The organism is Enterobacter sp. PI-10 (genome assembly GCF_027947695.1).
Lineage (GTDB): Bacteria > Pseudomonadota > Gammaproteobacteria > Enterobacterales > Enterobacteriaceae > Enterobacter > Enterobacter vonholyi.
This window is the reverse complement of sequence record NZ_JAJNOG010000001.1, coordinates 575914-601349: the sequence shown is the minus strand read 5'-3', so window position 1 is coordinate 601349 and position 25436 is coordinate 575914. Positions and strand designations below refer to the sequence as shown.

At 57.2% G+C, this 25436-nt stretch carries 27 protein-coding genes; 12 read left to right on the top strand and 15 right to left on the bottom strand.

Features of this window, described 5'->3' with window-relative positions; all coding sequences use genetic code 11:
- Window positions 1-44 precede the first annotated feature (44 nt).
- From potI to nfsA, 7 genes are all read right to left on the bottom strand, one after another.
- Complete coding sequence (gene potI, locus LRM19_RS02950) at window positions 45-890, bottom strand: putrescine ABC transporter permease PotI (RefSeq protein WP_100122374.1); 846 nt, start codon at window positions 888-890, stop codon at window positions 45-47.
- Window positions 887-1840, bottom strand: coding sequence for a putrescine ABC transporter permease PotH (gene potH / locus LRM19_RS02945; RefSeq protein WP_271367293.1), 954 nt, complete (start codon window positions 1838-1840; stop codon window positions 887-889). The genes potI and potH overlap by 4 nt, the downstream gene beginning before the upstream one ends.
- Before the next feature lie 10 nt (window positions 1841-1850).
- Window positions 1851-2984 carry a putrescine ABC transporter ATP-binding subunit PotG gene (potG, locus tag LRM19_RS02940; protein ID WP_024907855.1) on the bottom strand — a complete coding sequence of 378 codons (1134 nt, stop codon included), beginning with the start codon at window positions 2982-2984 and terminating at the stop codon, window positions 1851-1853.
- Between the two features lie 98 nt (window positions 2985-3082).
- Window positions 3083-4195, bottom strand: coding sequence for a spermidine/putrescine ABC transporter substrate-binding protein PotF (potF, locus tag LRM19_RS02935; RefSeq protein WP_008503444.1), 1113 nt, complete (start codon window positions 4193-4195; stop codon window positions 3083-3085).
- A gap of 351 nt (window positions 4196-4546) precedes the next feature.
- Window positions 4547-5023 (bottom strand): YbjN domain-containing protein, encoded by a 477-nt coding sequence (locus LRM19_RS02930; protein WP_014169308.1) that lies wholly within the window; start codon window positions 5021-5023, stop codon window positions 4547-4549.
- Between the two features lie 63 nt (window positions 5024-5086).
- Window positions 5087-5989 (bottom strand): 30S ribosomal protein S6--L-glutamate ligase, encoded by a 903-nt coding sequence (gene rimK, locus LRM19_RS02925; protein ID WP_111963877.1) that lies wholly within the window; start codon window positions 5987-5989, stop codon window positions 5087-5089.
- A 69-nt stretch (window positions 5990-6058) separates the two neighbouring features.
- Window positions 6059-6781: a nitroreductase NfsA gene (gene nfsA, locus LRM19_RS02920; protein ID WP_111963876.1), complete on the bottom strand. Its 723-nt coding sequence runs from the start codon at window positions 6779-6781 to the stop codon at window positions 6059-6061.
- 184 nt (window positions 6782-6965) lie between these two features.
- Here nfsA and LRM19_RS02915 point away from each other — a divergent pair, with 184 nt between their 5' ends.
- Window positions 6966-7235 (top strand): GrxA family glutaredoxin, encoded by a 270-nt coding sequence (locus tag LRM19_RS02915; RefSeq protein ID WP_006809455.1) that lies wholly within the window; start codon window positions 6966-6968, stop codon window positions 7233-7235.
- Window positions 7236-7265: 30 nt separating this feature from the next.
- On the opposite strand, the gene LRM19_RS02910 is transcribed toward LRM19_RS02915, so the two are convergent.
- Window positions 7266-7640: an inner membrane protein YbjM gene (locus tag LRM19_RS02910; RefSeq protein WP_111963875.1), complete on the bottom strand. Its 375-nt coding sequence runs from the start codon at window positions 7638-7640 to the stop codon at window positions 7266-7268.
- Window positions 7641-7913: 273 nt separating this feature from the next.
- On the opposite strand from LRM19_RS02910, the gene LRM19_RS02905 reads away from it, so the two are divergent.
- From LRM19_RS02905 to arsC, 4 genes are all read left to right on the top strand, one after another.
- Complete coding sequence (locus LRM19_RS02905; protein WP_111963874.1) at window positions 7914-9599, top strand: aspartate:alanine antiporter; 1686 nt, start codon at window positions 7914-7916, stop codon at window positions 9597-9599.
- Window positions 9600-9850: 251 nt separating this feature from the next.
- Complete coding sequence (locus LRM19_RS02900) at window positions 9851-10171, top strand: metalloregulator ArsR/SmtB family transcription factor (protein WP_115874587.1); 321 nt, start codon at window positions 9851-9853, stop codon at window positions 10169-10171.
- 40 nt (window positions 10172-10211) lie between these two features.
- Complete coding sequence (locus LRM19_RS02895; protein WP_115874586.1) at window positions 10212-11501, top strand: arsenic transporter; 1290 nt, start codon at window positions 10212-10214, stop codon at window positions 11499-11501.
- Window positions 11502-11513: 12 nt separating this feature from the next.
- Entirely contained in the window at window positions 11514-11945 is a 432-nt protein-coding gene (gene arsC, locus LRM19_RS02890) for a glutaredoxin-dependent arsenate reductase (protein WP_271367278.1), read from the top strand.
- Between the two features lie 21 nt (window positions 11946-11966).
- On the opposite strand, the gene LRM19_RS02885 is transcribed toward arsC, so the two are convergent.
- Window positions 11967-12518, bottom strand: a complete 552-nt coding sequence (locus LRM19_RS02885) for a TetR/AcrR family transcriptional regulator (protein WP_111963929.1) — start codon at window positions 12516-12518, stop codon at window positions 11967-11969.
- 81 nt (window positions 12519-12599) lie between these two features.
- Here LRM19_RS02885 and LRM19_RS02880 point away from each other — a divergent pair, with 81 nt between their 5' ends.
- Both LRM19_RS02880 and LRM19_RS02875 read left to right on the top strand, forming a co-directional pair.
- Window positions 12600-13814, top strand: a complete 1215-nt coding sequence (locus LRM19_RS02880; RefSeq protein ID WP_127730188.1) for an MFS transporter — start codon at window positions 12600-12602, stop codon at window positions 13812-13814.
- Window positions 13804-14616, top strand: a complete 813-nt coding sequence (locus LRM19_RS02875; RefSeq protein WP_127730186.1) for a Cof-type HAD-IIB family hydrolase — start codon at window positions 13804-13806, stop codon at window positions 14614-14616. The genes LRM19_RS02880 and LRM19_RS02875 overlap by 11 nt, the downstream gene beginning before the upstream one ends.
- A 59-nt stretch (window positions 14617-14675) precedes the next feature.
- Here the strand turns inward: LRM19_RS02875 and LRM19_RS02870 are convergent, their stop codons facing one another.
- Window positions 14676-15908 carry an MFS transporter gene (locus LRM19_RS02870; RefSeq protein ID WP_271367277.1) on the bottom strand — a complete coding sequence of 411 codons (1233 nt, stop codon included), beginning with the start codon at window positions 15906-15908 and terminating at the stop codon, window positions 14676-14678.
- Between the two features lie 168 nt (window positions 15909-16076).
- On the opposite strand from LRM19_RS02870, the gene LRM19_RS02865 reads away from it, so the two are divergent.
- From LRM19_RS02865 to deoR, 3 genes are all read left to right on the top strand, one after another.
- Entirely contained in the window at window positions 16077-16805 is a 729-nt protein-coding gene (locus tag LRM19_RS02865) for a phosphatase PAP2 family protein (protein ID WP_271367274.1), read from the top strand.
- A gap of 7 nt (window positions 16806-16812) precedes the next feature.
- Window positions 16813-17421, top strand: coding sequence for an undecaprenyl-diphosphate phosphatase (gene ybjG / locus LRM19_RS02860; protein ID WP_111963866.1), 609 nt, complete (start codon window positions 16813-16815; stop codon window positions 17419-17421).
- A gap of 67 nt (window positions 17422-17488) precedes the next feature.
- Window positions 17489-18247, top strand: coding sequence for a DNA-binding transcriptional repressor DeoR (deoR, locus tag LRM19_RS02855; protein WP_008503427.1), 759 nt, complete (start codon window positions 17489-17491; stop codon window positions 18245-18247).
- 66 nt (window positions 18248-18313) lie between these two features.
- On the opposite strand, the gene dacC is transcribed toward deoR, so the two are convergent.
- On the bottom strand, window positions 18314-19519 hold the full coding sequence (gene dacC / locus LRM19_RS02850; protein ID WP_111963928.1) for a serine-type D-Ala-D-Ala carboxypeptidase: 1206 nt from the start codon (window positions 19517-19519) through the stop codon (window positions 18314-18316).
- 240 nt (window positions 19520-19759) lie between these two features.
- Between dacC and LRM19_RS02845 the strand changes: the two genes are divergently transcribed.
- Window positions 19760-20386, top strand: a complete 627-nt coding sequence (locus LRM19_RS02845; protein ID WP_111963865.1) for a glutathione S-transferase family protein — start codon at window positions 19760-19762, stop codon at window positions 20384-20386.
- On the opposite strand, the gene LRM19_RS02840 is transcribed toward LRM19_RS02845, so the two are convergent.
- Window positions 20387-21505, bottom strand: a complete 1119-nt coding sequence (locus tag LRM19_RS02840) for a PQQ-dependent sugar dehydrogenase (protein ID WP_115874580.1) — start codon at window positions 21503-21505, stop codon at window positions 20387-20389.
- Between the two features lie 106 nt (window positions 21506-21611).
- A complete protein-coding gene (gene bssR / locus LRM19_RS02835) occupies window positions 21612-21995 on the bottom strand; it encodes a biofilm formation regulator BssR (protein ID WP_111963863.1) in 384 nt (127 codons plus the stop codon).
- A gap of 216 nt (window positions 21996-22211) precedes the next feature.
- On the opposite strand from bssR, the gene rimO reads away from it, so the two are divergent.
- Entirely contained in the window at window positions 22212-23537 is a 1326-nt protein-coding gene (gene rimO, locus LRM19_RS02830; protein ID WP_023335043.1) for a 30S ribosomal protein S12 methylthiotransferase RimO, read from the top strand.
- 63 nt (window positions 23538-23600) lie between these two features.
- On the opposite strand, the gene gsiD is transcribed toward rimO, so the two are convergent.
- Window positions 23601-24512, bottom strand: a complete 912-nt coding sequence (gene gsiD / locus LRM19_RS02825; protein ID WP_115874579.1) for a glutathione ABC transporter permease GsiD — start codon at window positions 24510-24512, stop codon at window positions 23601-23603.
- Between the two features lies 1 nt (window position 24513).
- Window positions 24514-25434: a glutathione ABC transporter permease GsiC gene (gene gsiC, locus LRM19_RS02820; protein WP_127730177.1), complete on the bottom strand. Its 921-nt coding sequence runs from the start codon at window positions 25432-25434 to the stop codon at window positions 24514-24516.
- Window positions 25435-25436 lie beyond the last annotated feature (2 nt).

Below are 25436 nucleotides of genomic sequence, written 5' to 3'. Positions count from 1 at the left end.
AGTGCCGCGTCATGCGCGGCACATCACTGGAAATTTTAAATCCTTCAGCCGCGTCTTGCACGCTGGATATCGCGCACGCGCTGTTTTTCCGCGCGCGCCATCAAATACCAGGCGATAAATCCGACAATTCCGACCACGCCGAGGATGATAGAGGCCAGGGCGTTGATCTCCGGGTTGACCCCCATACGCACGCTGGAGAAGACCAGCATCGGCAGCGTGGTCGCCCCCGGACCGGAAACAAAGCTGGCGATCACCAGATCGTCGAGCGACAGGGTAAACGCCAGCAGCCAGCCGGAGATCACCGCCGGCATAATCATCGGCAGGGTGATGATGAAAAAGACCTTCAGCGGCGTCGCGCCGAGATCCATCGCCGCCTCTTCAATGGAGCGATCCAGCTCGCGCAGGCGCGAGGAGATCACTACCGCTACGTAGGCCGTACAGAAAGTGACGTGCGCCAGCCAGATGGTGAGCATGCCGCGATCTGCCGGCCAGCCGATGGCGTGCGCCATGGCCACGAACAGAAGCAGCAGCGCGAGACCGGTGATCACGTCCGGCATGACCAGCGGGGCGGTAATCATAAAGGCGAAGCCGTTCGAACCGCGAAAACGCCCGAAACGCACCATCACCAGCGCGGCGATCGTGCCCAGCACCGACGCCATGGTCGCCGCCAGCGCCGCAATGGTCAGGCTCAGCCCCACCGCGCTCATCATTGCATCATCGTGGAACAGCTCGCTGTACCAGCGCGTCGACCAGCCTGCCCAGACCGTCACCAGCTTGGAGCTGTTAAACGAATAGATCACCAGCATCAGCATCGGCGCATACAGGAAGGTAAAGCCGATGACCAGGATCGCAATTCGCCACGGGGAGCGCACTACCGGTAAGTTGTTCATCCGCGATCTCCCATCTGTTTCTGCTGATGCTTGTGGAACCACATGATCGGCACGATCAGCAGCAGTAACATGATAATCGCCACCGCTGACGCCACCGGCCAGTCGCGGTTATTGAAGAACTCCTGCCACAGCACGCGGCCAATCATGATGCTGTCTGGCCCGCCGAGCAGTTCCGGGATCACAAACTCCCCCACCGCCGGGATAAAGACCAGCATCGACCCGGCAATAATGCCGCCTTTGGTCAGCGGGACGATGACGCTGAAGAAGGTTTTTAACGGACGGGCGCCGAGATCGAGCGACGCTTCCACCAGCGAGTAGTCGATACGGGTCAGCGCCGTGTAGATCGGCAGCACCATAAACGGCAGATAGGCGTACACAATACCGATATAGACCGCGAGGTTGGTGTGCAGGATCGTCAGGGGCTGATCGATAACCCCGAGCCACATCAGGAAGTTGTTCAGCACGCCGTTGTTTTTCAGGATCCCCATCCAGGCGTAAACGCGGATCAGGAACGAGGTCCACGACGGCAGGATCACCAGCAGCAGCAGGATGTTGCGCGTCGACGGCTTGCTGTGCGCCACCGCCCACGCCAGCGGGTAGCCCATCACCAGACAGCAGAGCGTCGAGATGGCCGCCACCTGCAGCGACTGCAGATAGGCTTCGAAATAGAGCGGGTCGTCGGTGAGCTGCAGGAAGTTACCCAGGTTTAAGGTCAGCGTCAGCTGCCCGTCGGCCCAGTCCAGCAGGTTGGTGTAAGGCGGGATTGCCCGCGCCATTTCCGCCAGGCTTATCTTGAAAACAATCAGGAACGGCAGCAGGAACAGCAGGATCAGCCACACGTACGGCATGGCGATCACCAGCTTGCGGCCGTGTTTCATCTGCATTCGCGTCAGCCACTGGGCAAAACCGCCCAGTTTGCCTGCGCGGGCTGGAGGTTCAAGTGTACTCATTGGCCGCTCCTTATACCGTCAGCACAACGCAACTGTCTGCATCCCAACACAGGCGCACTTCGTCGCCCCAGGTCGGCTGCCCCTTGCGGTAGCGATGTTCGTTCTGTAACTGCGCGCTGAGCATCTGCCCGCTTTTCAGGCGCACGTGATAGATGGAGAGGTCGCCAAGATAGGCAATGTGCACCACTTCGCCGACGGCAAAGTTATAGCCATCGGCAGGCGGATCCTCACAGAGCATGATCTTCTCCGGACGCAGCGCGACGTAGACCGGCACGTTATCCACCACGGAGTTATCCGGATCGACCTTCAGCGGATGCTGCAGCCCCGGCGATTCGATGACCAGACCATCTTCCTGACGATCTTTCAGCAGCCCTTCGAAGACGTTGACCGAGCCGATGAACTCCGCGCTGTAGCGGGTGGTTGGATGCTCATAAATCTCTTCCGGCTCGCCAATCTGCACGAACTTCCCGCGGTTCATGATCGCGATACGTCCGGCCATGGTCATGGCCTCTTCCTGGTCGTGGGTGACCATCACGCAGGTCACGCCCACGCGCTCGAGGATATCGACCACTTCAAGCTGCATACGGTCGCGCAGCTTTTTATCCAGCGCGCCCATCGGCTCATCGAGCAGCAGCAGTTTCGGGCGTTTTGCCAGGCTGCGGGCCAGGGCCACGCGCTGGCGCTGGCCGCCGGAGAGCTGGTGCGGTTTACGCTTCGCGAACTCCTGCATGTGTACCAGGCTCAGCATCTCGGCCACGCGCGCGGTAATTTCGGCCTTCGGCAGCTTGTCCTGCTTCAGGCCAAAGGCGATGTTCTGCTCCACCGTCATGTGCGGGAACAGCGCGTAGGACTGGAACATCATGTTAATCGGGCGCTGATACGGCGGTACGCTGGAGAGATCCACGCCATCGAGCATGATCTGCCCGGCGGTAGGCTGTTCAAAACCGGCCAGCATACGCAGCAGGGTCGATTTACCGCAGCCAGAAGCTCCCAGAAGAGCAAAAATCTCGCCTTTATAGATCGTCAGGCTGACGTCGTCCACGGCATGCTGGCCATCGAAAGATTTAGTGAGGTTACGAATTTCAAGAAGCGGGGTCAGCGCTTTACGGACTTTCGCCTGCGGGCGGGGGATCGCGTCATTCACGGGGTGCTCTCCGGCAGAAATCAAATCATGGTGCAGGCGCACCAGAACGGTGCGCCTGTTGCCGGGGGCACTTCGCTTGCCCGGCCTGTAACAAAGGGTTATTTACCGCTTTTCACCTTGGTCCACGCACGGGTACGTACGCGGTCAATTTTTGGATCCTGGACTTTCAGGGTGAAGAGCTTGGCGAACACATCCGCTGGCGGATAGATAGCCGGGTTATTACGGATTTCTTCGCTCACCAGCGGCACGGAGGCCTTGTTACCGTTCGCGTAGTAAACGTGGTCGCTGATGTGGGCGATCACCTCAGGACGCATCAGGTAGTTGAGGAACTGATACGCTTCATCTTTGTTTTTCGCATCAGCCGGCATCGCGAAGACGTCGAAGAAGGCCAGCGCCCCTTCTTTCGGAATGAAGTAGGAGACGTTCACACCGTTTTTCGCCTCTTTCGCGCGGTTAGCCGCCTGCCATACGTCCCCTGCCCAGCCGATCGCGACGCAGATGTCGCCGTTCGCCAGGTCGTTGATGTACTGAGATGAGTGGAAGTAACGAATGTTTGGACGCAGCTTCAGCAGCAGATCGGTCGCCGGACCGGTGTAATCATCGGCTTTATTGCTGTTCGGATCTTTGCCCAGGTAGTTCAGCACGGTTGCGAAAATCTCTTCCGGCGCATCGAGGAAGGAGACGCCGCAGCTTTTCAGCTTCTCAAGGTTTTCCGGCTTCAGCACCACGTCCCAGCTGTCCAGCTTGACGTCCGGGCCCAGCGCGGCTTTGACTTTATCGACGTTGTAGCCGATACCGGTAGTCGCCCACAGGTAAGGCATGGCGTATTTGTTGTCCGGGTCGTGCTTGGCCACCAGCTTCAGCACTTCCGGATCGAGATTTTTCCAGTTCGGTAACTTGCTCTTATCCAGCGGCTGGAAGACGCCTGCCGTCAGCTGACGCTCGAGGAAGCTTGCGGAAGGCACCACGAGGTCAAACCCGGTGCTGCCCGCCATCAGTTTTCCTTCCAGCACTTCGTTGGAATCGAACACGTCGTAGACCACTTTAATGCCGGTCTCTTTTTCAAAATTCGCCACCGTGTCCGGCGCAATATAGTCAGACCAGTTATAAACGTGCAGCGTTTTTTGTTCCGCAGCGAGCGTGCCGGCAGAGACGGCCATCAGAGCACCCGCAACCAGACCCGATAACCATTTTTTATTCAAGGCGATCATAGTGTTATTCCTTCTGAAAGCTCGTTAACAAACGAACTAAAACTGTGCAATCTGAATGTATGCAAAAATCATGCATAGTTTGTCGCTCTGCTCAAAATAAAAAGAAACCTCTTTACCCGGCAGCTTCCGCTCGCTTTTTGAAGCATCGCAAGAATAACTGTAGCCCGTGTCCCCGGCTATAGCCCAGACGAAAAAACGCCTTTTATCAATTTTTTATGCAGGTTAAGTCTACGTGATAAGCCGAAACGGCCTTCAGGGAGGTGAATAATTCTTTAAAGAAAGGTTAAAAGCAGCAGAAAAAATGGCCTTCTGCAGCCGCTATGGCAGCGACTGCGCAAAAGTCAGACAGGCTTAGTGAAGAAAATTGGGAGATGCATCATTATTCTCTGCATCATCTTCCGCGCTATACAGCAGATGGTGTGCATTGGCTTCCATCATGACCATCGAAATTTGCTCTTCGCTCAGGCGCATAAACCATGAGAACTGCTTGAATGACAGCCCGGCTCCGGAGAATAAAGACTGGCAAACGACCAGTTTTGGCAGATTATCATCCTGTATGTCGAGAAATGCTTTCACCGTCAAAGAACTGGCGTTAATCGCCGACAGGTCGGAAGCCAGCGCCAGCAGCGCAGAGGGCTTCACTTCGGCCAGCGCGGAGAAAAGAATCACGTCGTTAATCAGATCGATTTTGGCATCGAAAATGCCGTCGAAATTCTGCATATGAGGCAGATGCAGCGCCTGGCAGGAATCGCATTCGAAAAACGTAATTCCGGCATCATCAAGCCATTGACGTAACGTATCCAGTGTAGGTACGACCTGTAAATCCATCGCGTTGCAGCCTCTTTAATAAAAACTTCGCATAGGGTACTTAAAAAGCGCGCGGTAATCCATTTAACCACCCGTTTTCAGACAGTAGCCCGGCGTCGCATGACGCTCGATCCATAAGATCATTTTACCCGCAATATCGACCCCTGTGGTTTTTTCCACGCCTTCAAGCCCCGGCGAGGCGTTCACTTCCATAACCAGTGGCCCTCGCGTCGCCCGTAGCAGGTCTACGCCTGCCACGTCCAGCCCCAAAGTCTGCGCCGCTTTGACGGCAATTTCCCGCTCCTGGTCGCTGATATCGGCGATTCTGGCAATGCCGCCGCGGTGAAGGTTAGAGCGGAAATCGCCCTCTTTGGCCTGGCGCTCGATGGCCGCCACCACCTCGTTTCCCACCACGAAACACCGGATGTCGCGCCCTTTGGCCTCTTCAATGTACTCCTGCACCAGAATATGGGCATTCAGCCCGCGGAAGGCGTCAATCACGCTCTCCGCTGCCTGACGCGTCTCCGCCAGCACCACGCCAATGCCCTGTGTGCCTTCCACCAGCTTGATCACCAAAGGGGCACCGCCCACCATGTCGATCAGATCGCTGGTGTCGTCCGGTGAATGGGCAATCCCGGTGACGGGAAGATCGATCCCCTGGCGCGCGAGCAGCTGCAGCGAGCGCAGCTTGTCGCGGGCGCGTGAAATGGCGACGGATTCGTTGAGCGGATAGCTGCCCAGCATCTCGAACTGGCGCAATGCAGCGGTGCCGTAAAAGGTTATCTGGGAGCCGATGCGGGGGATCACCGCATCAAAGTGCGGCAGCTTGCGGCCTTTGTAGTGAATCGACGAGGCGGCAGGGTCAATGTTCATATAGCAGGACATCGGGTCGAGGATCTCAACCTGATGTCCACGTTTCGCCGCCGCTTCTCGAAGACGCTTACATGAATAGAGCGTTCCATCCCGGGACAATATGGCAATTTTCACCCTGCACCTCTCTGAAGACATGGAAAAAGCCTGCGTATCATATACGCAGGCAGGCGCAGGATAAATGGACTATCGCGTAGCCCAGCCCTGTTTGTGCAGATAATCAAGAATAAACGGGCGATTTTCTTTAATGATGGTGCGGCGAATATGGTCAGTCCAGGTGTCGCGACGGTTATTGCTGCCGCGCGTCAGGTAGTAGTTCGCCAGCTCTTCATCGTATTGATTCAGGACGTCCTGATCGACCGGCTGATAGTGGTTTTCATGCACCAGCATCGCCGCAGGAATGCGCGGCTTCAAATCCGGGTTATCCGCCGGCCAGCCGAGGCACAGGCCAAACAGCGGCAGCACGTGTTTTGGCAGCTTCAGCAGGTCCGTCACACTTTGAATGTTGTTACGCAGGCCTCCGATGTAGACGCCGCCTAATCCCAGCGACTCCGCCGCCGTAAAGGCGTTTTGCGCCATCAGCGCGGTATCCACCACGCCCAACAGCAGCTGTTCGGCCAGCCCGAGCTCGGCCTCAGGGCAGATCTGCAGGTGGCGGTTAAAGTCGGCGCAGAATACCCAGAACTCGGCTGCCTGAGCCACATGCTTCTGCCCGCCGGTCAGCGTCACCAGCTGTTCACGCATGGCCGGGTCGGTAATGCGGATAATGGAGCTGCACTGCAGGAAGCTGGAACTTGAAGTCGCCCTTGCGCTGTTAATAATCGCTTCGCGCTGCGCATCGGTAATCGGCTCATCGGTGAAGTGGCGAATGGAACGATGGGAAAGGAGCAGGTCTATGGTTGGCGTCATCTTGTCTCTCTTTGTCTTGCTTAATACGTATGGCAGCCAGTATAGGCAATGATATGCGCGGTGTAATTGGCGAAACATAGCTCATAGATATTATAACGACAGGCGAAACCTTCTTTTATGACGACAGGTTATGGGGCACTATACGTGTCATTCGCCGTCAGGCTTGTTTTTTGAGGAGAGAGAAATGTTTGCAGTAATTTTTGGTCGTCCAGGGTGCCCATACTGTGTACGCGCGAAAGAGCTGGCTGAGAAACTGACCGAAGAGCGCGATGACTTCAACTTCCGCTACGTGGATATCCACGCGGAAGGCATCACGAAAGCGGATCTCGAAAAAACCGTCGGTAAGCCGGTTGAAACCGTACCGCAGATCTTCCTCGATCAGAAACACATCGGCGGCTGCACGGACTTCGAAGCTTACGCCAAAGAGCACCTGGGCCTGTTTGCTGCCCAGTAATGAAAGGACGCCCTCACCGAGAGGGCGTTTTTATTTGTGGTGCCGTCGGCGTTGAAGCAGACTGCGCACAAATAAGTAGCAGAGCGCGCCAAGGGCGCACCAGAATACGGCGCTCATCAACCACGCCAGCTCCTGCCAGAAACTTCGCGTTGAAACATACAGCATGCGCATCAGCAGCAGACAGAGCGGTGCCGCCAGCATGGCGCCAATTAGCGGCTTGACCACTTCCCCTTTACGGGAAAGAAAACTGGCTGCCGCTCCCGGCAGGGTAAAAAAGAGCAGCCCCAGCTCCGGGTGTCCTGCAGCCCTGAATGCCCCTTTCAGGTTAAAAGCGAGCGACATGCACACGACGGTAAACAGCAAAAAGCAGCTGATCACCCCCGCCCAGTTTCGTTTAATGTTCAAACTATCCTCCTGACTTATCTCTATCAAATACAGCTTCGTCGGGTAGACGCCCGGTCAGATAAAGCAATGCGGCAATCCTTGCCAAAGTACGCACAGGGTGATGCGATAATAGGTAGCTGTCAGTAGCTAATGCGATTAAACTACACGCCAGCTAATGTTTTAGGGAATAAAGCAGGAAACAGGGAGCGTTAACGCCTTTCCCTGACCCAGAAAACAGTAGCCCAAATAGTCCTTTCATTCAACAACTTACTGGTAAACAAGAAGTTAGCCTCCGTGAATATAAACGTCGCAGACTTGTTAAATGGGAATTACATCCTGTTATTATTTGTGGTACTGGCGCTGGGCCTTTGCCTGGGTAAATTGCGCCTGGGTTCAGTTCAACTTGGTAATTCCATTGGCGTTTTAGTCGTCTCCTTATTATTAGGTCAACAGCACTTCAGCATTAACACGGACGCGCTCAACTTAGGTTTTATGCTGTTTATTTTTTGTGTTGGCGTGGAAGCGGGACCGAACTTTTTTTCAATTTTCTTCCGCGACGGCAAAAATTATCTGATGCTGGCGCTGGTGATGGTCGGCAGCGCGCTGCTGATCGCGTTAGGACTGGGTAAACTGTTTGGCTGGGATATCGGGTTAACGGCCGGTATGCTGGCAGGTTCGATGACCTCCACCCCGGTGCTGGTGGGTGCCGGTGATACCCTTCGTCATTCCGGCATGGCCGGCGCACAGCTTTCTGCCGCACTCGACCACCTGAGCCTGGGCTATGCCCTGACCTATCTGATTGGTCTGGTGAGCCTGATTGTCGGCGCACGCTATCTGCCAAAACTGCAGCATCAGGATCTGCAGACCAGCGCCCAGCAAATCGCCCGCGAGCGCGGTCTGGATACCGATTCCAAACGTAAAGTCTATCTCCCGGTGATCCGCGCCTATCGCGTTGGGCCAGAGCTGGTGGCATGGGCAGACGGCAAAAATCTGCGCGAGCTGGGAATTTACCGCCAGACGGGCTGCTATATCGAACGTATCCGCCGCAACGGCATTCTGGCGAACCCGGACGGCGACGCGGTGCTGCAGATGGGCGACGACATCGCGCTGGTGGGTTACCCGGACGCCCACGCCCGTCTCGACCCGAGCTTCCGTAACGGCAAAGAGGTGTTCGACCGCGACCTGCTCGACATGCGCATCGTCACCGAAGAGATCGTGGTGAAAAACCATAATGCCGTGGGCCGCCGCCTGGCGCAGCTGAAGCTGACCGACCACGGCTGCTTCCTCAACCGCGTGATCCGCAGTCAGATTGAGATGCCTATCGACGACAACGTGGTGCTCAACAAAGGCGACGTGCTGCAGGTCAGCGGCGACGCCCGACGCGTGAAAACCGTGGCCGACCGCATCGGCTTTATCTCCATTCACAGCCAGGTCACCGACCTGCTGGCCTTCTGCGCCTTCTTTATCGTTGGCCTGATGATCGGGATGATCACCTTCCAGTTCAGCAACTTTAGCTTCGGCATCGGTAACGCCGCCGGGCTGCTGTTCGCCGGGATCATGCTAGGCTTCCTGCGAGCGAACCATCCTACCTTCGGCTACATTCCGCAGGGCGCGCTGAACATGGTGAAAGAGTTCGGTCTGATGGTCTTTATGGCGGGCGTGGGCTTAAGCGCGGGCAGCGGCATTGGTCACAGCCTCGGCGCCGTCGGCTGGCAGATGTTGGTTTCCGGACTTATCGTCAGCCTGGTACCGGTGGTGATCTGCTTCCTGTTCGGTGCCTACGTGCTGCGCATGAACCGCGCCCTGCTCTTTGGGGCGATGATGGGGGCGCGTACCTGTGCGCCTGCTATGGAAATCATCAGCGATACCGCGCGCAGCAACATCCCGGCGCTGGGCTATGCGGGCACGTATGCTATCGCTAACGTGCTGCTGACGCTGGCGGGTACGCTGATTATCATCATCTGGCCCGGACTCGGATAACTCCTAAGAATGCGCGTAGCGGAAAATATTTTTGTTACGCGCAGAACTTTTTTATCAGGGGGCAGTCATAACTAGTGCCACTGCTTTTCTTTGATGTCCCCAATTTGTGGAGCCCATCAACCCCGCCGTTTTGGTTCAAGGTTGATGGGTTTTTTGTTGCCTGAAATTCCCCTTACTCAATTTCACCTTCTCTCCAGCCATTAAAACATATATGATTAAACGCATATAAAATCACACCTTCAGGAACATCCATGCTCCACCCGCTCCAGCTCTTCAAAACCCTCTCTGACGAAACGCGGCTCGCCATCGCCATGCTGCTCCGCGAAGCGGGCGAGCTGTGCGTCTGCGATCTCTGCGCCGCAACCGCCGAATCGCAGCCGAAGGTCTCCCGCCATATGGCGCTGCTGCGCGAGTCCGGGCTGGTTATCGACCGTCGTGAGGGTAAGTGGGTTTATTACCGTCTCTCTCCCAACATGCCCGCGTGGGCGGCAACGATTATCGACACCAGCTGGAACTGCCTGCGGGAAGAGACGCGCATGAAGCTGAAAAACCGACTTCCGGGCTTGTGCTAAGCAAAAAACATTCACAAAAACAGATATAACGGAGTAACAGATGTTTCTGGCAGGGGCTATTTTTCTGTTTACGCTGGTACTGGTCATCTGGCAGCCCAAAGGGCTCAGCATCGGCTGGAGCGCGACTATTGGTGCCGTACTGGCGCTCGCCAGCGGCGTTATTCACGTAAACGATATTCCGGTTGTGTGGAATATCGTCTGGAACGCCACGGCAACGTTTATCGCCGTCATCATTATCAGCCTGCTGCTGGATGAGTCCGGCTTTTTCGAGTGGGCGGCACTGCACGTTGCCCGCTGGGGGAACGGCCGCGGACGATTGCTGTTTACGTATATCGTGCTGCTGGGCGCAGCCGTCGCGGCGCTGTTTGCCAATGACGGTGCGGCGCTGATCCTGACCCCTATCGTTATCGCCATGCTGCTGGCCCTGGGGTTCAGCAAGCGGGCCACGCTGGCGTTTGTGATGGCGGCAGGTTTTATCGCCGATACCGCCAGCCTGCCGCTGATTGTGTCGAACCTGGTCAACATTGTCTCCGCAGACTTCTTCACGCTGGGGTTCAGCGAATACGCTTCGGTGATGATTCCCGTTGATATCGCCGCGATTGCCGCAACGCTGGTGATGCTGCATCTGTTCTTCCGCAAGGAAATTCCCCCGGAATATGACCTGGCAAAACTCCGCGAGCCCGCGCGGGCCATTCACGACCTCCCGACCTTCAGAACGGGCTGGATCGTGCTGCTCCTTCTTCTCGTCGGTTTCTTTGTGCTGGAGCCGCTGGGTATTCCGGTCAGCGCCATCGCGACTGCGGGCGCGCTGGTTTTGTTTGCCGTTGCAAAACGCGGACATGCAATTAATACCGGAAAAGTGCTGCGCGGCGCACCGTGGCAGATCGTGATCTTCTCGCTGGGGATGTATCTGGTGGTGTATGGCCTGCGCAATGCCGGGCTGACGGAATATCTCTCAGGCGTACTGAATAGCCTGGCCGGGCAAGGGCTGTGGGCCACCACGCTGGGAACCGGGTTCATCACCGCGTTTCTGTCATCCATAATGAACAACATGCCCACGGTGCTGATTGGCGCGCTCTCCATTGAGGGCAGTACGGTGACAGGACTGATTAAGGAAGCAATGATTTACGCCAACGTGATTGGCTGCGATTTGGGGCCGAAAATCACGCCTATCGGCAGCCTTGCCACCCTGCTCTGGCTTCACGTGCTGGCGCAGAAAAACATGACGATTAGCTGGGGCTACTACTTCCGGACGGGCATCATTATGACGCTGCCGGTCCTGTTTGTGACGCTCGCCGCGCTGGCGCTACGTCTCTCCTTCACACTGTAATGAGCCACTGATATGAGCCACATCACTATCTACCACAACCCCGCCTGCGGCACGTCGCGCAACACGCTGGAGATGATCCGCAACAGCGGTACGGAGCCAGAGATTATCCACTATCTGGAAACCCCGCCGTCGCGCGATAAGCTGACAACCCTGATTGCCGATATGGGGATCTCGGTGCGGGATCTGCTGCGTAAAAACGTGGAGCCCTACGAACAGCTCGGCCTGGCCAAAGACAGCTTCACCGACGACCAGCTTATCGATTTTATGCTGCAACACCCGATTCTGATTAACCGTCCGATCGTCGTGACGCCGCTGGGCACTCGCCTGTGCCGCCCGTCTGAAGTCGTCCTCGACATCCTGCCGGACGCACAGAAAGGGGCATTTACGAAAGAAGATGGCGAAGCGGTGGTTGACGCCAGCGGGAATAAAATCGAGCGCAGGTAAAACTGGCAGGGCGAGCGATACCTAAGGGTTCCCCTCGCCCGCAATTCTCCCCACCATCGCCCGGATCTCTTCGCGGGATAGCGGCGCCCGGTCGGTGACGTAGTGCAGCGTCATTCCTTCAATAAAGGCATCCAGCGCGCGGGTGGTGACCGGGTCGAACCACTGCTCGAGCGTTGTCTGGCTCATCTTCATCCAGTCCTGCATCACCGTTTTGAGCGCCGCGCTGCGGTGCATAAAAGCGTAAAGCTGATACATCAGCGCCATGTTGTGCGGCGTCGTCACCTGCGAGCTGTGGATCAGAGTGGTAATGGATTCGCACGCCATTTCCGGCCCGGTGACGCCCGCGAAGAAATCCCGGTACTGCTGCGACATCTGGCGGGTAAACCACGTGAAGGCCTCCTCCAGCAGCGGCTCCATACCGTCGAAATAGTAGGTCATCGACCCCAGCGGCACGCCCGCGCAGGTGGCGATTTTCCGGTGCGTGACGGCGTGAATACCGTGTTCAGCAATGGTGTCGAGGGTCGCCTGCAGGATTTTCTCCCGGCGATGCGGATCGTTGGGTGGTCTGCTCATCATTTCCTCACCTGGTTTGTGTACAAATGTACACAAACTTGCTAGTGTTGTCGCTATTGTTGTACTTCTGGTGCTACCCCAATGACGCTGACCTCTTCCCGCAAAGCCCTGCAGCTCCGCATGTGGGCGCTGTTTATGTTCTTCTTTATTCCCGGTCTGCTGATGGCCTCCTGGGCCACGCGCACCCCCGCCATTCGCGACATTTTGTCCGTCTCTACAGCTGAGATGGGTATCGTGCTGTTTGGCCTGTCGATAGGCTCCATGAGCGGCATCCTCTGCTCCGCGTGGCTGGTGAAGCGCTTCGGTACGCGGGCGGTGATCCGCACCACCATGTGCTTCGCGGTGTTCGGGATGATCGTGCTCAGCGTCGCGCTGTGGTTTGCCTCACCGGTGCTGTTTGCGCTGGGGCTGACGGTATTTGGCGGCAGCTTCGGATCGGCGGAAGTTGCCATCAACGTTGAAGGAGCGGCTGTCGAGCGTGAGATGAACAAAACCGTGCTGCCGATGATGCACGGTTTTTACAGCCTCGGCACGCTGGCCGGTGCGGGCGTGGGAATGGCGCTGACGGCCACTGGCGTGAGCGCCAATCTACATATCCTGCTGGCAGCGCTGGTGTGCATCATTCCGATTCTGACCGGCATCCGGGCGATCCCGGACGGTACAGGTAAGAACTCCGCTGACGAACAGCACTCGGCTGAAAAAGGGCTGCCCTTCTACCGCGACTTCCAGTTGATGCTGATCGGCGTGGTGGTGCTGGCGATGGCCTTCGCCGAAGGGTCCGCCAACGACTGGCTGCCGCTGCTGATGGTAGACGGTCACGGCTTTAGCCCGACCTCCGGCTCGCTGATCTACGCCGGGTTTACGCTGGGGATGACCGTCGGGCGCTTCACCGGCGGCTGGTTTATCGACCGCTACAGCCGCGTAGCGGTGGTGCGCGCCAGCGCCCTGCTGGGCGGCCTGGGTATCGCGATGATCATATTTGTCGATGTGGACTGGATTGCCGGGGTATCGGTGATCCTCTGGGGACTGGGTGCGTCGCTCGGCTTTCCGCTTACCATTTCAGCCGCCAGCGATACCGGCCCGGATGCCCCGACGCGCGTCAGCGTGGTGGCAACCACGGGCTATCTCGCCTTCCTGGTCGGGCCGCCGCTGCTCGGCTTCCTCGGCGAGCACTACGGACTGCGCAGCGCCATGCTGGTGGTGTTAGGGTTGGTCATCATCGCGGCGCTGGTGGCGCGCGCGGTGGCAAAGCCGGAAACGAATCAAACGACACTGGAGAAGGGATATGAGCGTTAAACTGATCGCCGTCGACATGGATGGCACATTCCTCAGCGATGCCAAGACCTACAATCGCCCGCGCTTTCTGGCGCAATACGCCCGCATGAAGGCGCAAGGCATTCGCTTCGTGGTCGCCAGCGGCAACCAGTTCTACCAGCTGATCTCCTTTTTCCCGGAGATTGCGCATGAAATTTCATTCGTCGCCGAAAACGGCGGCTGGGTCGTAAGTGAGGGTGAAGACGTCTTTAACGGTGAATTGTCGAAAGCCCATTTCGAGACCGTTGCGAACGTGTTAAGCGACGTTCCCGGCATTGAGATTATCGCCTGCGGGAAGAGCAGCGCCTACACGCTGAAGTGCTATGACGAAGGCTTTAAGGGTATCGCGGCGAAGTACTATCACCGTCTGGAAATGGTCAGCGATTTCGACAACCTGAACGATATTTTCTTCAAGTTCGGGCTCAACGTGTCTGACGATGAAATTCCGCGTATTCAGGCGCTGCTGCATGAAAAGCTGAGTGACATCATGGTGCCCGTCACCACCGGTCACGGCAGTATCGACCTGATCATACCCGGCGTGCATAAGGCTAACGGCCTGCGGATCCTGCAAAAGCGCTGGGGCATAGACGATAGCGAAGTGGTGGCCTTCGGCGACAGCGGCAACGACGTGGAGATGCTGCGCCAGTCCGGATTCAGCTTTGCGATGGCGAATGCCAGACCGCATATCAAAGCGGCGGCGCGTTTTGAAGCGCCGCACAATAACGATGAAGGCGTGCTGGATGTGATTGATAAGGTGCTGGATGGAGAGGCACCGTTTAATTAACACCGTGCGGTCTGGTGCCCTCACCCTACCCCTCTCCCACAGGGAGAGGGAATAAACAGTTAAGGTTGCAGGGCGTTTCCGACGCGTTTGTCTTTCAGGAACACCACCATCAGGGCAACCCACAGCACGCCGTTGGCGAGGTTAAACAGGCTGAACAGCCCGTTGCCGCCCATCGCGTAGGCATGCTTGCTCACCTCGATACCGACGGTAAAAATCAGCATCTGCAGCATCCCCATCGCCGCGGAGACCGTGCCTTTACTCATCTCGCTGGCAAACAGCGTCAGGCGCACCAGACCGGCGTTGGCCACGCCAATCCCGAAGGCGTAGATGCTCAGTCCCTCCGTCATCCACAGATAAGCGTGTGATGACGCGACGGTCGCCACCGCCGCCAGAATCAACCCTGCCGCAATCGGCCAGCCGCCCATGATAATCAGTGAACGGACGGTGCGGCGTGACGTCAGACGTGCCAGCACCAGGTTGCCGATAATCAGCGCGCCAAAGATCGGCACCTGCAGCAGACCATACTCATAGCTGCTGAGCTTTTCGCCGCTGATGATAATAACCGGAGACTGGGCGATCCACGCCAGCAGCGGCAGGCTAACAAACCCGGTCGCCAGCGCGCCCGCCACAAAGCGGCCATTCTTCAGCACTTCTTTATAGTCCCGACCCAGCTCTTTCAGCGAGAGTTTCTCGCCGATGCGGGTGGCCGTTTCCGGCATCGCCCGGTGCAGACCAAAGAACGCGATGGCGGCGAGAACGGCAAACAGCACAAACATCCCTTCCCATGGCGCTATATGCACCCACGCGGCACCCACCAGCGGCCCGAGTAAGGGGGCAATGAGCGCCACGTTCGCCATCAGCGCGGTAATTTTGATACACACCGCCTCTTCAAACGATTCCTGAATGGCGGCATACCCCACGGCGCCGATAAAGCACAGGCTCACCCCCTGCAGGAAGCGCAGCAGGGTAAATTGTTCAATGTTTTGCGCCAGCAGCGTGGCAAGACAGGTGACGATAAACCACACCACGCCCGTCAGCATCACCGGACGGCGGCCAATACGATCCGACAGCGGGCCTAACAGCCACTGCAAAAACATGCCGCCGGCCAGATAGGCGGTCATGGAGGTCGGTACCCACTCGATTCCGGCGTTGTACTGCGCCACCACGGCCAGCATACCGGGCTGGATCATATCGTTGCCGATATAGGTAGAAAATTCGTAGAGCACCAGACACAGAGGGAAAAGCAACGCCTGACGACCCAGACGTGAACCAGAAGAAGAACGGTTTAACATGCAATCTCTTTATAATGACAAAATCGCGACGAGTGTAATGAAATGCCGCAGCCCGAGATAGTGATTTATCGAGGATAAACAGAAATAAAGCACATATCGTCTTCGTTTAAGGTTTCCTTAAGTTGACACTTTTATGATAGCCCCATTACTCGTCAACGACCCCAAATCATGGCACTTACCTCCAGCCGTTCAGAATTGTCTAAGTTACAGACAAATAAGACAAAACGCCTTTACCGCTTACCGTCCCGCTTTTATGGTTATCAGCTTTTCATACTGATTGCCCTTGCCGTGGTATTTACGTGGCTATCGCGCAATGAAGCGCTCGACAGATGGATAACCGGCTTTTGGTATGACGCGGCGACGCAGAGCTTTCCGCTGCAGAAAGACCACCTGCTGGATCTGCTCAACCACCGACTGGCGAAGTACATTGCCATCGCCTCAGGCGCCGTGGCGCTGTTTTACGGCGCCTACAAGCGTAACGCAAGGCTGGTTACGGCGGCGCTACTGATGGGCGTTGGCGCGCTGGTGGTAGGCCTGCTGAAAAGCATGAGCCATCACAGCTGTCCGTGGGATCTGGTGGAATATGGCGGGAAGGCCGTGTCCTACCCCCTGTTCAGCGCCATTCCTGCTGACAGCGGTCCGGGGCGCTGTTTCCCCGGCGGTCATGCCTCCAGCGGCTTTATGGTGATGGGGCTGTTTTTTGCCTTCTGGCGCGAACGTCCGCGTCTCGCCTGGTGCTTCGTCGCGCTGGGCGTGGTGTTAGGTCTGGCGATGGGCTTCGGTCAGGTCATGCGCGGGGCGCATTTTTTCTCTCACAACCTGTGGGCCGGGTGGTGGGTCTGGTTTTCCCAGGTGGTGGTCTACGGGCTGATTTCCACCCGGTTTGCTAAAGAGTGATAACGCTATGCTAGAGAATCTGAATTATCAGCTGTTTTATCTGATCAACGCCACACCGGCCTCGCCCGAGTGGATGATCGACTTTGCCACCTTTCTGGCAAAAGACCTGATCGGTATCGTGCCCGCGCTGGCAGCCATTCTCTGGCTGTGGGGGCCTCGTAGCCAGGTGAAAGCACAGCGCAAGCTGGTAATCAAAGTGGCGATGGCTCTCGGCGTAAGCGTCCTGGTGAGCTACATTCTGGGCCACGCGTTCCCGCACGATCGTCCGTTTGTCGATCACGTCGGCTATACCTTCCTGCATCATGCGCCAGATGACTCGTTCCCGAGCGATCACGGGACGGTGATCTTCACCTTTGCGCTGGCCTTCCTGTTCTGGCATCGCCTGTGGTCTGGTGCGGTGCTGATGGTGGTCGCTGTAGCCATCGCCTGGTCTCGCGTTTACCTGGGCGTCCACTGGCCGCTGGATATGGTGGGCGGCTTCCTGGTCGGGCTGATTGGCTGCGTGAGCGCGGCTATCCTGTGGAGCCTCTTTGGTGAAGCGCTCTACCGCACGCTGTCATCACTCTATCGCGCCATTTTCGCTATCCCGATCCGCAAAGGCTGGATACGTGACTAACCCCAACCTGACAGGTTACACTTGAACCCCCGCCCTGCGTGGGTTCACTTTTTTATCCCGAGGAACTATGGAAACACGTCGCGATGACCGCATTGCTCAGCTGCTACAGGCGCTGAAGCGCAGCGATAAGCTGCATCTTAAGGAAGCCGCCAACCTCCTCGGCGTCTCAGAGATGACCATTCGTCGGGATCTTAACAGCGAAAGCGCGCCCGTCGTGCTGCTGGGCGGGTATATTGTGCTTGAGCCGCGTAGCGCCAGCCATTATCTGATCAGCGACCAGAAGACGCGCCTGGTGGAAGAGAAACGCAAAGCCGCCCGGCTTGCAGCCTCGCTGGTACAGCCGCACCAGACGCTATTTTTTGATTGCGGCACCACCACGCCGTGGATTATCGAGGCCATCGACAGCAGCATTCCTTTTACTGCCGTGTGCTACTCCCTGAACACCTTTCTGGCGCTTCAGGAGAAACCCGAGTGCCGGGTGATCCTGTGCGGCGGCGAGTTTCACGCCAGCAACGCCATCTTTAAGCCGCTCAACCTGCAGGATACGCTCAGCAATCTCTGCCCGGATATCGCGTTTTATTCCGCGGCGGGCGTCAACGTGCGCCAGGGCGCAACCTGCTTTAACCTGGAAGAGCTGCCGGTGAAACACTGGGCATTAAGCGCCGCGCAGTACCATGTTCTGGTGGTCGATCACAGCAAGTTTGGTAAAGTCCGTTCGGCAAGAATGGGCGAGCTGGCGCAGTTCGACGCCATCGTCAGCGACTGCCGCCCGGACGACGAGATTGTGGCCCACGCGAAGGCGCAGCAGGTGAAATTGATGTATTAAGAGGGTGCGGTCTGATGCCCGCACCCCAGCCCTCTCCCACAGGGAGAGGGAGAAAACCCATCAGGTTTAGCTGAACCAGCTGCCGAACCACCCGTGGAATTTCATCATCACGAAATCCCACATCCGGCTGAAGAAGCCGCCCTCTTCGACCGCTTCCATTACAATTAACGGACGCTGTTCAATTGATTTACCGTTTAGCTGGAAATCAATCGTCCCGACTACCTGACCTTTTTTCAGTGGCGCGGTGAGCTGCGGGTCGGTCAGGGTGTAGCTGGCCTTCAGGTTTTTCAGCTGACCACGCGGAATGGTCACCGAGCCCGCCTCACCCGCACCCAGGTTCACTTCGCTCTTGTCACCAAACCAGACGCGCTGGCTGACGAACGTGGCATCCGGTTTAATCGGCGTCACGGTTTCATAGAAGCGGAAGCCCCACGTCAGCAGTTTTTCTGACTCATTAAAGCGAATACGGTCGGTTTTGGTGCCCAGCACCACCGAAATCAGGCGCATGTCGCCCTGGGTCGCGGAGGCCACCAGGTTATAGCCCGCGCCCGCCGTGGTGCCGGTTTTCATTCCGTCCACGTTAACGTTGCTGCTCCACAACAGTCGGTTGCGGTTCGGCTGACGGATTTTATTGAAGGTAAACTCTTTCTCTTTATGGATGGCGTATTCATCCGGCACGTCGTGGATCAGCGCTTTCCCCAGCAGCGCCATGTCGCGCGCGGTACTGAACTGTCCCGGCGAATCCAGACCGTGAACTGTTTTGAACGTGGTGTTGGTTAAGCCCAGTTTCTGCGCGTAACCATTCATCAAGCCAATGAAAGAATCCTGGCTGCCGGCAACATAATCGGCCAGCGCAATGCACGCATCATTTCCCGACTGAATAATTACCCCTTTGTTCAGATCGGAAACGGAGACCTGATCCCCAGGCTTCAGGAACATCACGGAAGATCCCCGCAGCGCCGGGTTGCCGGTCGCCCAGGCATCCTTCCCGATGGTGACCATATCGTCCAGCTTGATCTTGCCCGCTTTCAGCGCCTGGCCGACCACATAGCTGGTCATGATTTTGGTCAGGCTTGCCGGATCGAGTTTCTCATCTGCATTACCTTCCGCCAGCACTTTACCGCTGGAATAATCCATCAGGATCCATGCGCGCGCGTCCACAGGCGGCGCTTCGGGCGCAGCCTGCTCAGCTGCGTAGAGAGTTGGTGCAAACATGAAAAGGAGCGCAGAGCCTGTCGCAAGGCTGCGCAGAGAAGTCATTTTACGCGTCATAAATGCCACCCGAGTGTCCATTCAAAAATTACGTCACATCACCGTGTCGCAAGAAGCGATGAGTAATAGCGCACTAAAACGGTTAAAGAAACCCAACGAGGGTAAAGTTATTAAAGTTTATGCAATAACATTCAGATACGCTTTGATTCAGACGATTTTTTTGTCTTCTGTTGCGTAATTGTTAGGTTTATCTCACCATGGCGAAAGCTGACACGGATTCACATCTCATCAGGAGTAAATATGATTACGCTTTGGGGCAGGAACAACTCGACCAACGTTAAGAAAGTGCTCTGGACGCTCGAGGAGCTGGATTTACCGTTCAATCAAATCATGGCCGGCATGTCGTTCGGCGTAAACAAAGAGGCCGACTATCTGGCCATGAACCCGAACGGCCTGGTGCCGCTGCTGCGCGATGATGAAACAGACGCGACGCTTTGGGAGTCCAACACCATTGTCCGTTACCTTGCCGCGCAGTACGGTCAGGGCCGCCTGTGGGTTGAAAACCCCGCCCGGCGTGCCCAGGGTGAAAAGTGGATGGACTGGGCGAATCAGACGCTGTCTCCAACCCACCGCGTGATCCTGATGGGACTTATCCGCACGCCGGAAGCCGAACGCGATTATCCCGCAATTCACGCCGCCCAGGATGCCTGCGAAAATCTTTTTGCGATGATGGATGACGAGCTGGCGAAGCACGCCTGGTTCTCCGGCGAGGCGTTCGGCGTGGGCGATATTGCCGTGGCGCCGTTCGTCTGGAACCTGACCAATATGGGCCTGAAGTGGACGCCGCGCCCTCACCTTGAGCGCTGGCTAAAACAGCTGAGCGATCGCCCGGCGTACCGCAACGTGGTAATGATCCCGGTCACCTGATTACGCGCCGGACGGGCTGACTTTCAACAGCTGCCCGTCCGTCTCGTCGGTCAGGACATACAGATACCCATCCGGCCCCACCCGCACATCGCGAATACGCTGGTCCCGGTCGCCCAGAATTCGCCCGTCCTCCGTCACCTTATTGCCGTCCACGCTCAGCACGATCACGTCCTTCTCCTTCAGCGCGCCGATAAACAGCTTGTTTTTCCACTGCGGGAAAACGTCGCTGTTGTAAAACGCCATGCCACTCACCGCGGGTGAGACTTTCCAGACGAACAGCGGTTTTTCGGTTCCCTCAACGTGCTCGCCTTTGGCTTCCGGGATTTTCAGGCCGCTGTAGTTAATGCCGTGCGTCGCCAGCGGCCAGCCGTAGTTTTTTCCTTTCTCCGGAATGTTGATCTCATCCCCGCCTCGCGGGCCGTGCTCGTTCAGCCAGAGCGTGTCGCTCCAGGGGTTCATCGCCATCCCCTGCGGGTTGCGTATGCCGTAAGACCAGATTTCGGGTCGCGCACCGGGGGTATTCACAAAGGGGTTATCCGGCGGGACTTTCCCGTCTTCGGTGAGGCGCACCACTTTACCCTGCAATTTATCCAGATCCTGCGCCGTCGGACGCTGATTGTTCTCGCCGAGTCCAATAAAGAGAGAGCCTTTGCCGTCGAACACCAGCCGCCCGCCAAAATGGTTACCGGTTGAGAGTTTCGGCATCTGGCGAAACGCCACCTTGAATCCCTCGATGCGGGAATAGTCGTCGCTCAGGCGGCCATAGCCTACCGCCGTGCCGGCTTTGCCGTCATGCCCGGCCTCGGCGTAGCTCAGCCAGACGCGGCGCGACTTCTCAAAATCCGGGGCAAGCACCACATCCAGCAACCCGCCCTGACCGTTTGCCCAGACCTTCGGCACGCCGACAATCGGATCGGAGAGCCCTTTTCCGGCCTGCCAGCGTTTGAGCTGACCACCCTTCAGGGTCACCAGCAGCCCGTCATTATCCGGCAGAAACGCCAGGGACCAGGGGTGATCGAGTCTGTTTTGCAGCACCTCGACCTTCACCGCCTCTGGCGCAGCAAGAAGTGAAAACGGAATGAATAATACAGGCAGGGAAATCAGCGAGGATCGAGGCATAACGCACTCCTTTATCGGCATATGGCATAAAGATTAGCCACTGCGTCCGGGCGCGTTAGCACTTTTACAAAAGCTTAAGCAGAAGGGGGAGTTGCCTCCCCCGGGATCAGTGCTGTTCAAGCTTCTCGTGCTCGTTCAGGCACATGATGCATAGAGAGAGCGTTGTCAGGCAGTTTTCAAGCTTCTCCGCGTTTACGGCGATAAAGTTCGGGCAGTCGTGGCGTCCGTTCATCAGACATACCCCAGCGATGGAGAGCACCTCAGCGGCGCGGCGCAGCGCGATCAGCTCACTTTCGCCGTAATTCGCCTTCAGGGTCGGTGCTTTTTCACGCATGAAATTACACAGTTCAAACAGGTTATCACGCAGATGTTCGCTTTCGCTGACTGACATATACCCTTTTGCCTTCCTCAACTGCAGGTACGCGGCCAGGTCGATTCGGGCGTTGATCAGCTTGTTCAGCAGATCGCGTTTTAGTCTGTCAACGGTCATGCTCTTTCCTCCTCTGTCAGCCATGGTGCATAGTCAGGATAAGTTCATTTTTTGTACAGTTTAATGCCTGGGATCAATTTTTATTAACTGATTAACATTATTTACAATGTTACAACGTCAGCCCGACGCATCCACCTTGCAAAGAGTGTATAAATCCCCCGCGATACGCTGTAAAATCCCGCCCTGATAACTCCATAATTGATGAATTTTTAACCTATGAGCAATGTTACGCACCAGCCGAAAATCGGCTTCGTCTCCCTGGGCTGCCCGAAAAACCTGGTGGATTCAGAACGCATCCTGACCGAACTGCGCACCGAGGGCTATGACGTGGTGCCAAGCTACGACAACGCCGATATGGTGATCGTTAACACCTGCGGGTTTATCGACAGCGCGGTCCAGGAATCACTGGAAGCCATCGGTGAAGCGCTGACCGAAAACGGCAAAGTGATCGTGACCGGCTGTCTGGGCGCGAAAGAAGACCAGATCCGCGAAGTGCACCCGAAGGTGCTGGAGATTACCGGCCCGCACAGCTACGAGCAGGTGCTGCAACATGTTCATCACTACGTGCCAAAACCAAAGCATAACCCGTTCCTGAGCCTGGTGCCGGAACAGGGCGTGAAGCTGACGCCGCGCCACTACGCGTACCTGAAAATTTCCGAAGGCTGTAACCATCGCTGCACCTTCTGCATCATCCCATCCATGCGTGGCGATCTGGTGAGCCGTCCGATTGGCGAAGTGCTGGCGGAAGCTAAACGTCTTGCCGACGCGGGCGTGAAGGAGCTGCTGGTCATCTCCCAGGATACCTCTGCCTACGGCGTAGACGTGAAGCACCGCTCCGGTTTCCACAACGGCGAGCCTGTGAAAACCAGCATGGTCGGCCTGTGCGAGCAGCTGTCCAAACTCGGTATCTGGACGCGCCTGCACTACGTCTACCCGTACCCGCACGTTGACGATGTCATCCCACTGATGGCGGAAGGCAAAATTCTGCCGTACCTGGACATCCCGCTGCAGCACGCGAGCCCGCGTATCCTGAAGCTGATGAAGCGCCCTGGCTCCGTTGACCGCCAGCTGGCCCGCATCAAGCAGTGGCGTGAGATCTGCCCGGATCTGACGCTGCGCTCCACCTTCATCGTCGGCTTCCCGGGTGAAACCGAAGAAGACTTCCAGATGCTGCTCGACTTCCTGAAAGAAGCGCGTCTGGACCGCGTCGGCTGCTTCAAGTACAGCCCGGTAGAAGGCGCAACCGCCAACGAGCTGGCGGACCAGGTGCCGGAAGAGGTGAAAGAAGAACGCTGGAACCGCTTCATGCAGCTGCAGCAGCAGATTTCTGCCGAGCGTCTGCAGGAAAAAGTGGGCCGCGAGATCATGGTTATTATCGACGAAGTTGACGAAGAAGGCGCGATTGGCCGCAGCATGGCGGACGCCCCTGAAATCGACGGTGCGGTGTACCTGAACGGCGAAACCAGCGTTAAGCCGGGTGATATTATTCGCGTGAAGGTTGAAAACGCGGACGAGTATGACCTGTGGGGTAGCCGGGTTTAATCTTCCTGCTCCTCTTTTGTAGGCCGGGTAAGGCGTAGCCGCCACCCGGCATATTTCACTGCACTACCCCTTTATCCTCGGATCCAGCGCGTCGCGCAGCCCGTCACCTAACAGGTTAAACGCCAGCACGGTCAGGAAAATCGCCAGGCTCGGGAAGATCGCCACGTGCGGTGCAATCACCATATCCGCCCTCGCCTCGTTCAGCATCGCGCCCCACTCCGGCGTTGGAGGCTGAGCACCCAACCCTAAAAACGACAGGCTGGCCGCCGAGATAATCGACACGCCGATACGCATGGTGAAATAGACCACGATGGACGACACCGTACCCGGCAGAATATGGCTGAACAGGATGGTGGCGTCGCTGGCCCCCATGCTGCGGGCAGATTCTATAAAGGTCTGCTGTTTCAGCACCAGCGTGTTGCCGCGCACCAGGCGCGCAAACGCCGGAATCGAAAACACCGCGACCGCAATGATGACGTTGGCCATGCCGCTGCCCATGATCGCCACCACCGCAATCGCCAGCAGAATGCCGGGAAAAGCAAACAGCACGTCGCAGATGCGCATGATGATGCGGTCCCACCAGCCTTCGTAATATCCGGCAACGAGCCCCAGCACGGTACCGATGGCCGCGCCGATCAGCACCGCGAACACCCCGGCGGCAAGCGAGATTTGCGCCCCGACCAGCACGCGGCTAAAGATATCGCGCCCGAGGGAGTCCACGCCGAACCAGTGCAGCATCGACGGTCCGTCGTTCAGACGGTCATAGTCAAAATAGTTTTCCGCATCAAATGGCGCCACCCACGGCGCAATCACCGCCACTGCAATAAGCAGCAGCACAAACAGCCCCGCGGTCATCGCGACCGGCTGACGGCGAAAACGCCGCCAGAATTCAGACCACGGGGTGTGGACGTGGTCCGGTTTTAGCCCCGGCATCGCGTTTAAAACGGCCTGACGTCGCCAGTTCAATAATCGCATCTTACTTATACCTGATGGCCGGGTTAATGGCGGCGTAGAGCACGTCCACCACTAAATTGATAAGAATAAATTCCAGCGAGAAAAGCAGCACTTCCGCCTGAATCACCGGGTAGTCGCGCATCTCGACGGAATCGACCAGCAGGCGTCCCAGCCCCGGCCAGTTGAAGACTTTTTCCACCACGATAGAGCCGCCCAGCAGGAAGCCAAACTGCAGCCCCATCATCGTCACCACCGGGATCATCGCGTTGCGGAACCCGTGCTTGAGAATGACCCACTTCTCGCTGACCCCTTTCGCCCGCGCGGTGCGAATATAATCTTCGCTCAGCACGTCAACGAACGAGGCGCGGGTAAAGCGGGCCATCACGGCCGACACGGCAGCCCCAAGCGTCATGGAAGGCAGGATGTAATGCTTCCAGGTATCGGCCCCGACGGTGGGCAGCCAGCCCAGCTCAACGGAGAAGATCTGCATCAGCAGCATCCCCAGCGCGAACGCCGGGAAGGAGATGCCGGTCACCGCCAGCGCCATGCCGAGCTTGTCCGGCCAGCGGTTGCGCCAGACGGCAGCGACAATACCGGCGCCAAGCCCAAACACGACTGCCCAGCTCATGCTGGCAATCGTCAACCAGAACGTCGGCATAAAGCGGCTGGCGATCTCCTCCGACACCGGACGGCGCGACACCATCGAGATACCAAAGTCACCCTGAAGAACGTTGCCTATATAGTGCAGAAACTGCATATACAGAGGCTGGTCAAGACCCAGCTGTTTACGCACCAGATCAATGACCGTGGCATCCGCTTCGGGCCCGGCAACCAGACGCGCCGGATCGCCCGGCAGCATATGGACAAACAAAAACACCAGCACCGCCACAATCAGCAGCGTCGGAATAAGCCCCAGCAGGCGTTTACAAACATAATTCAGCATGG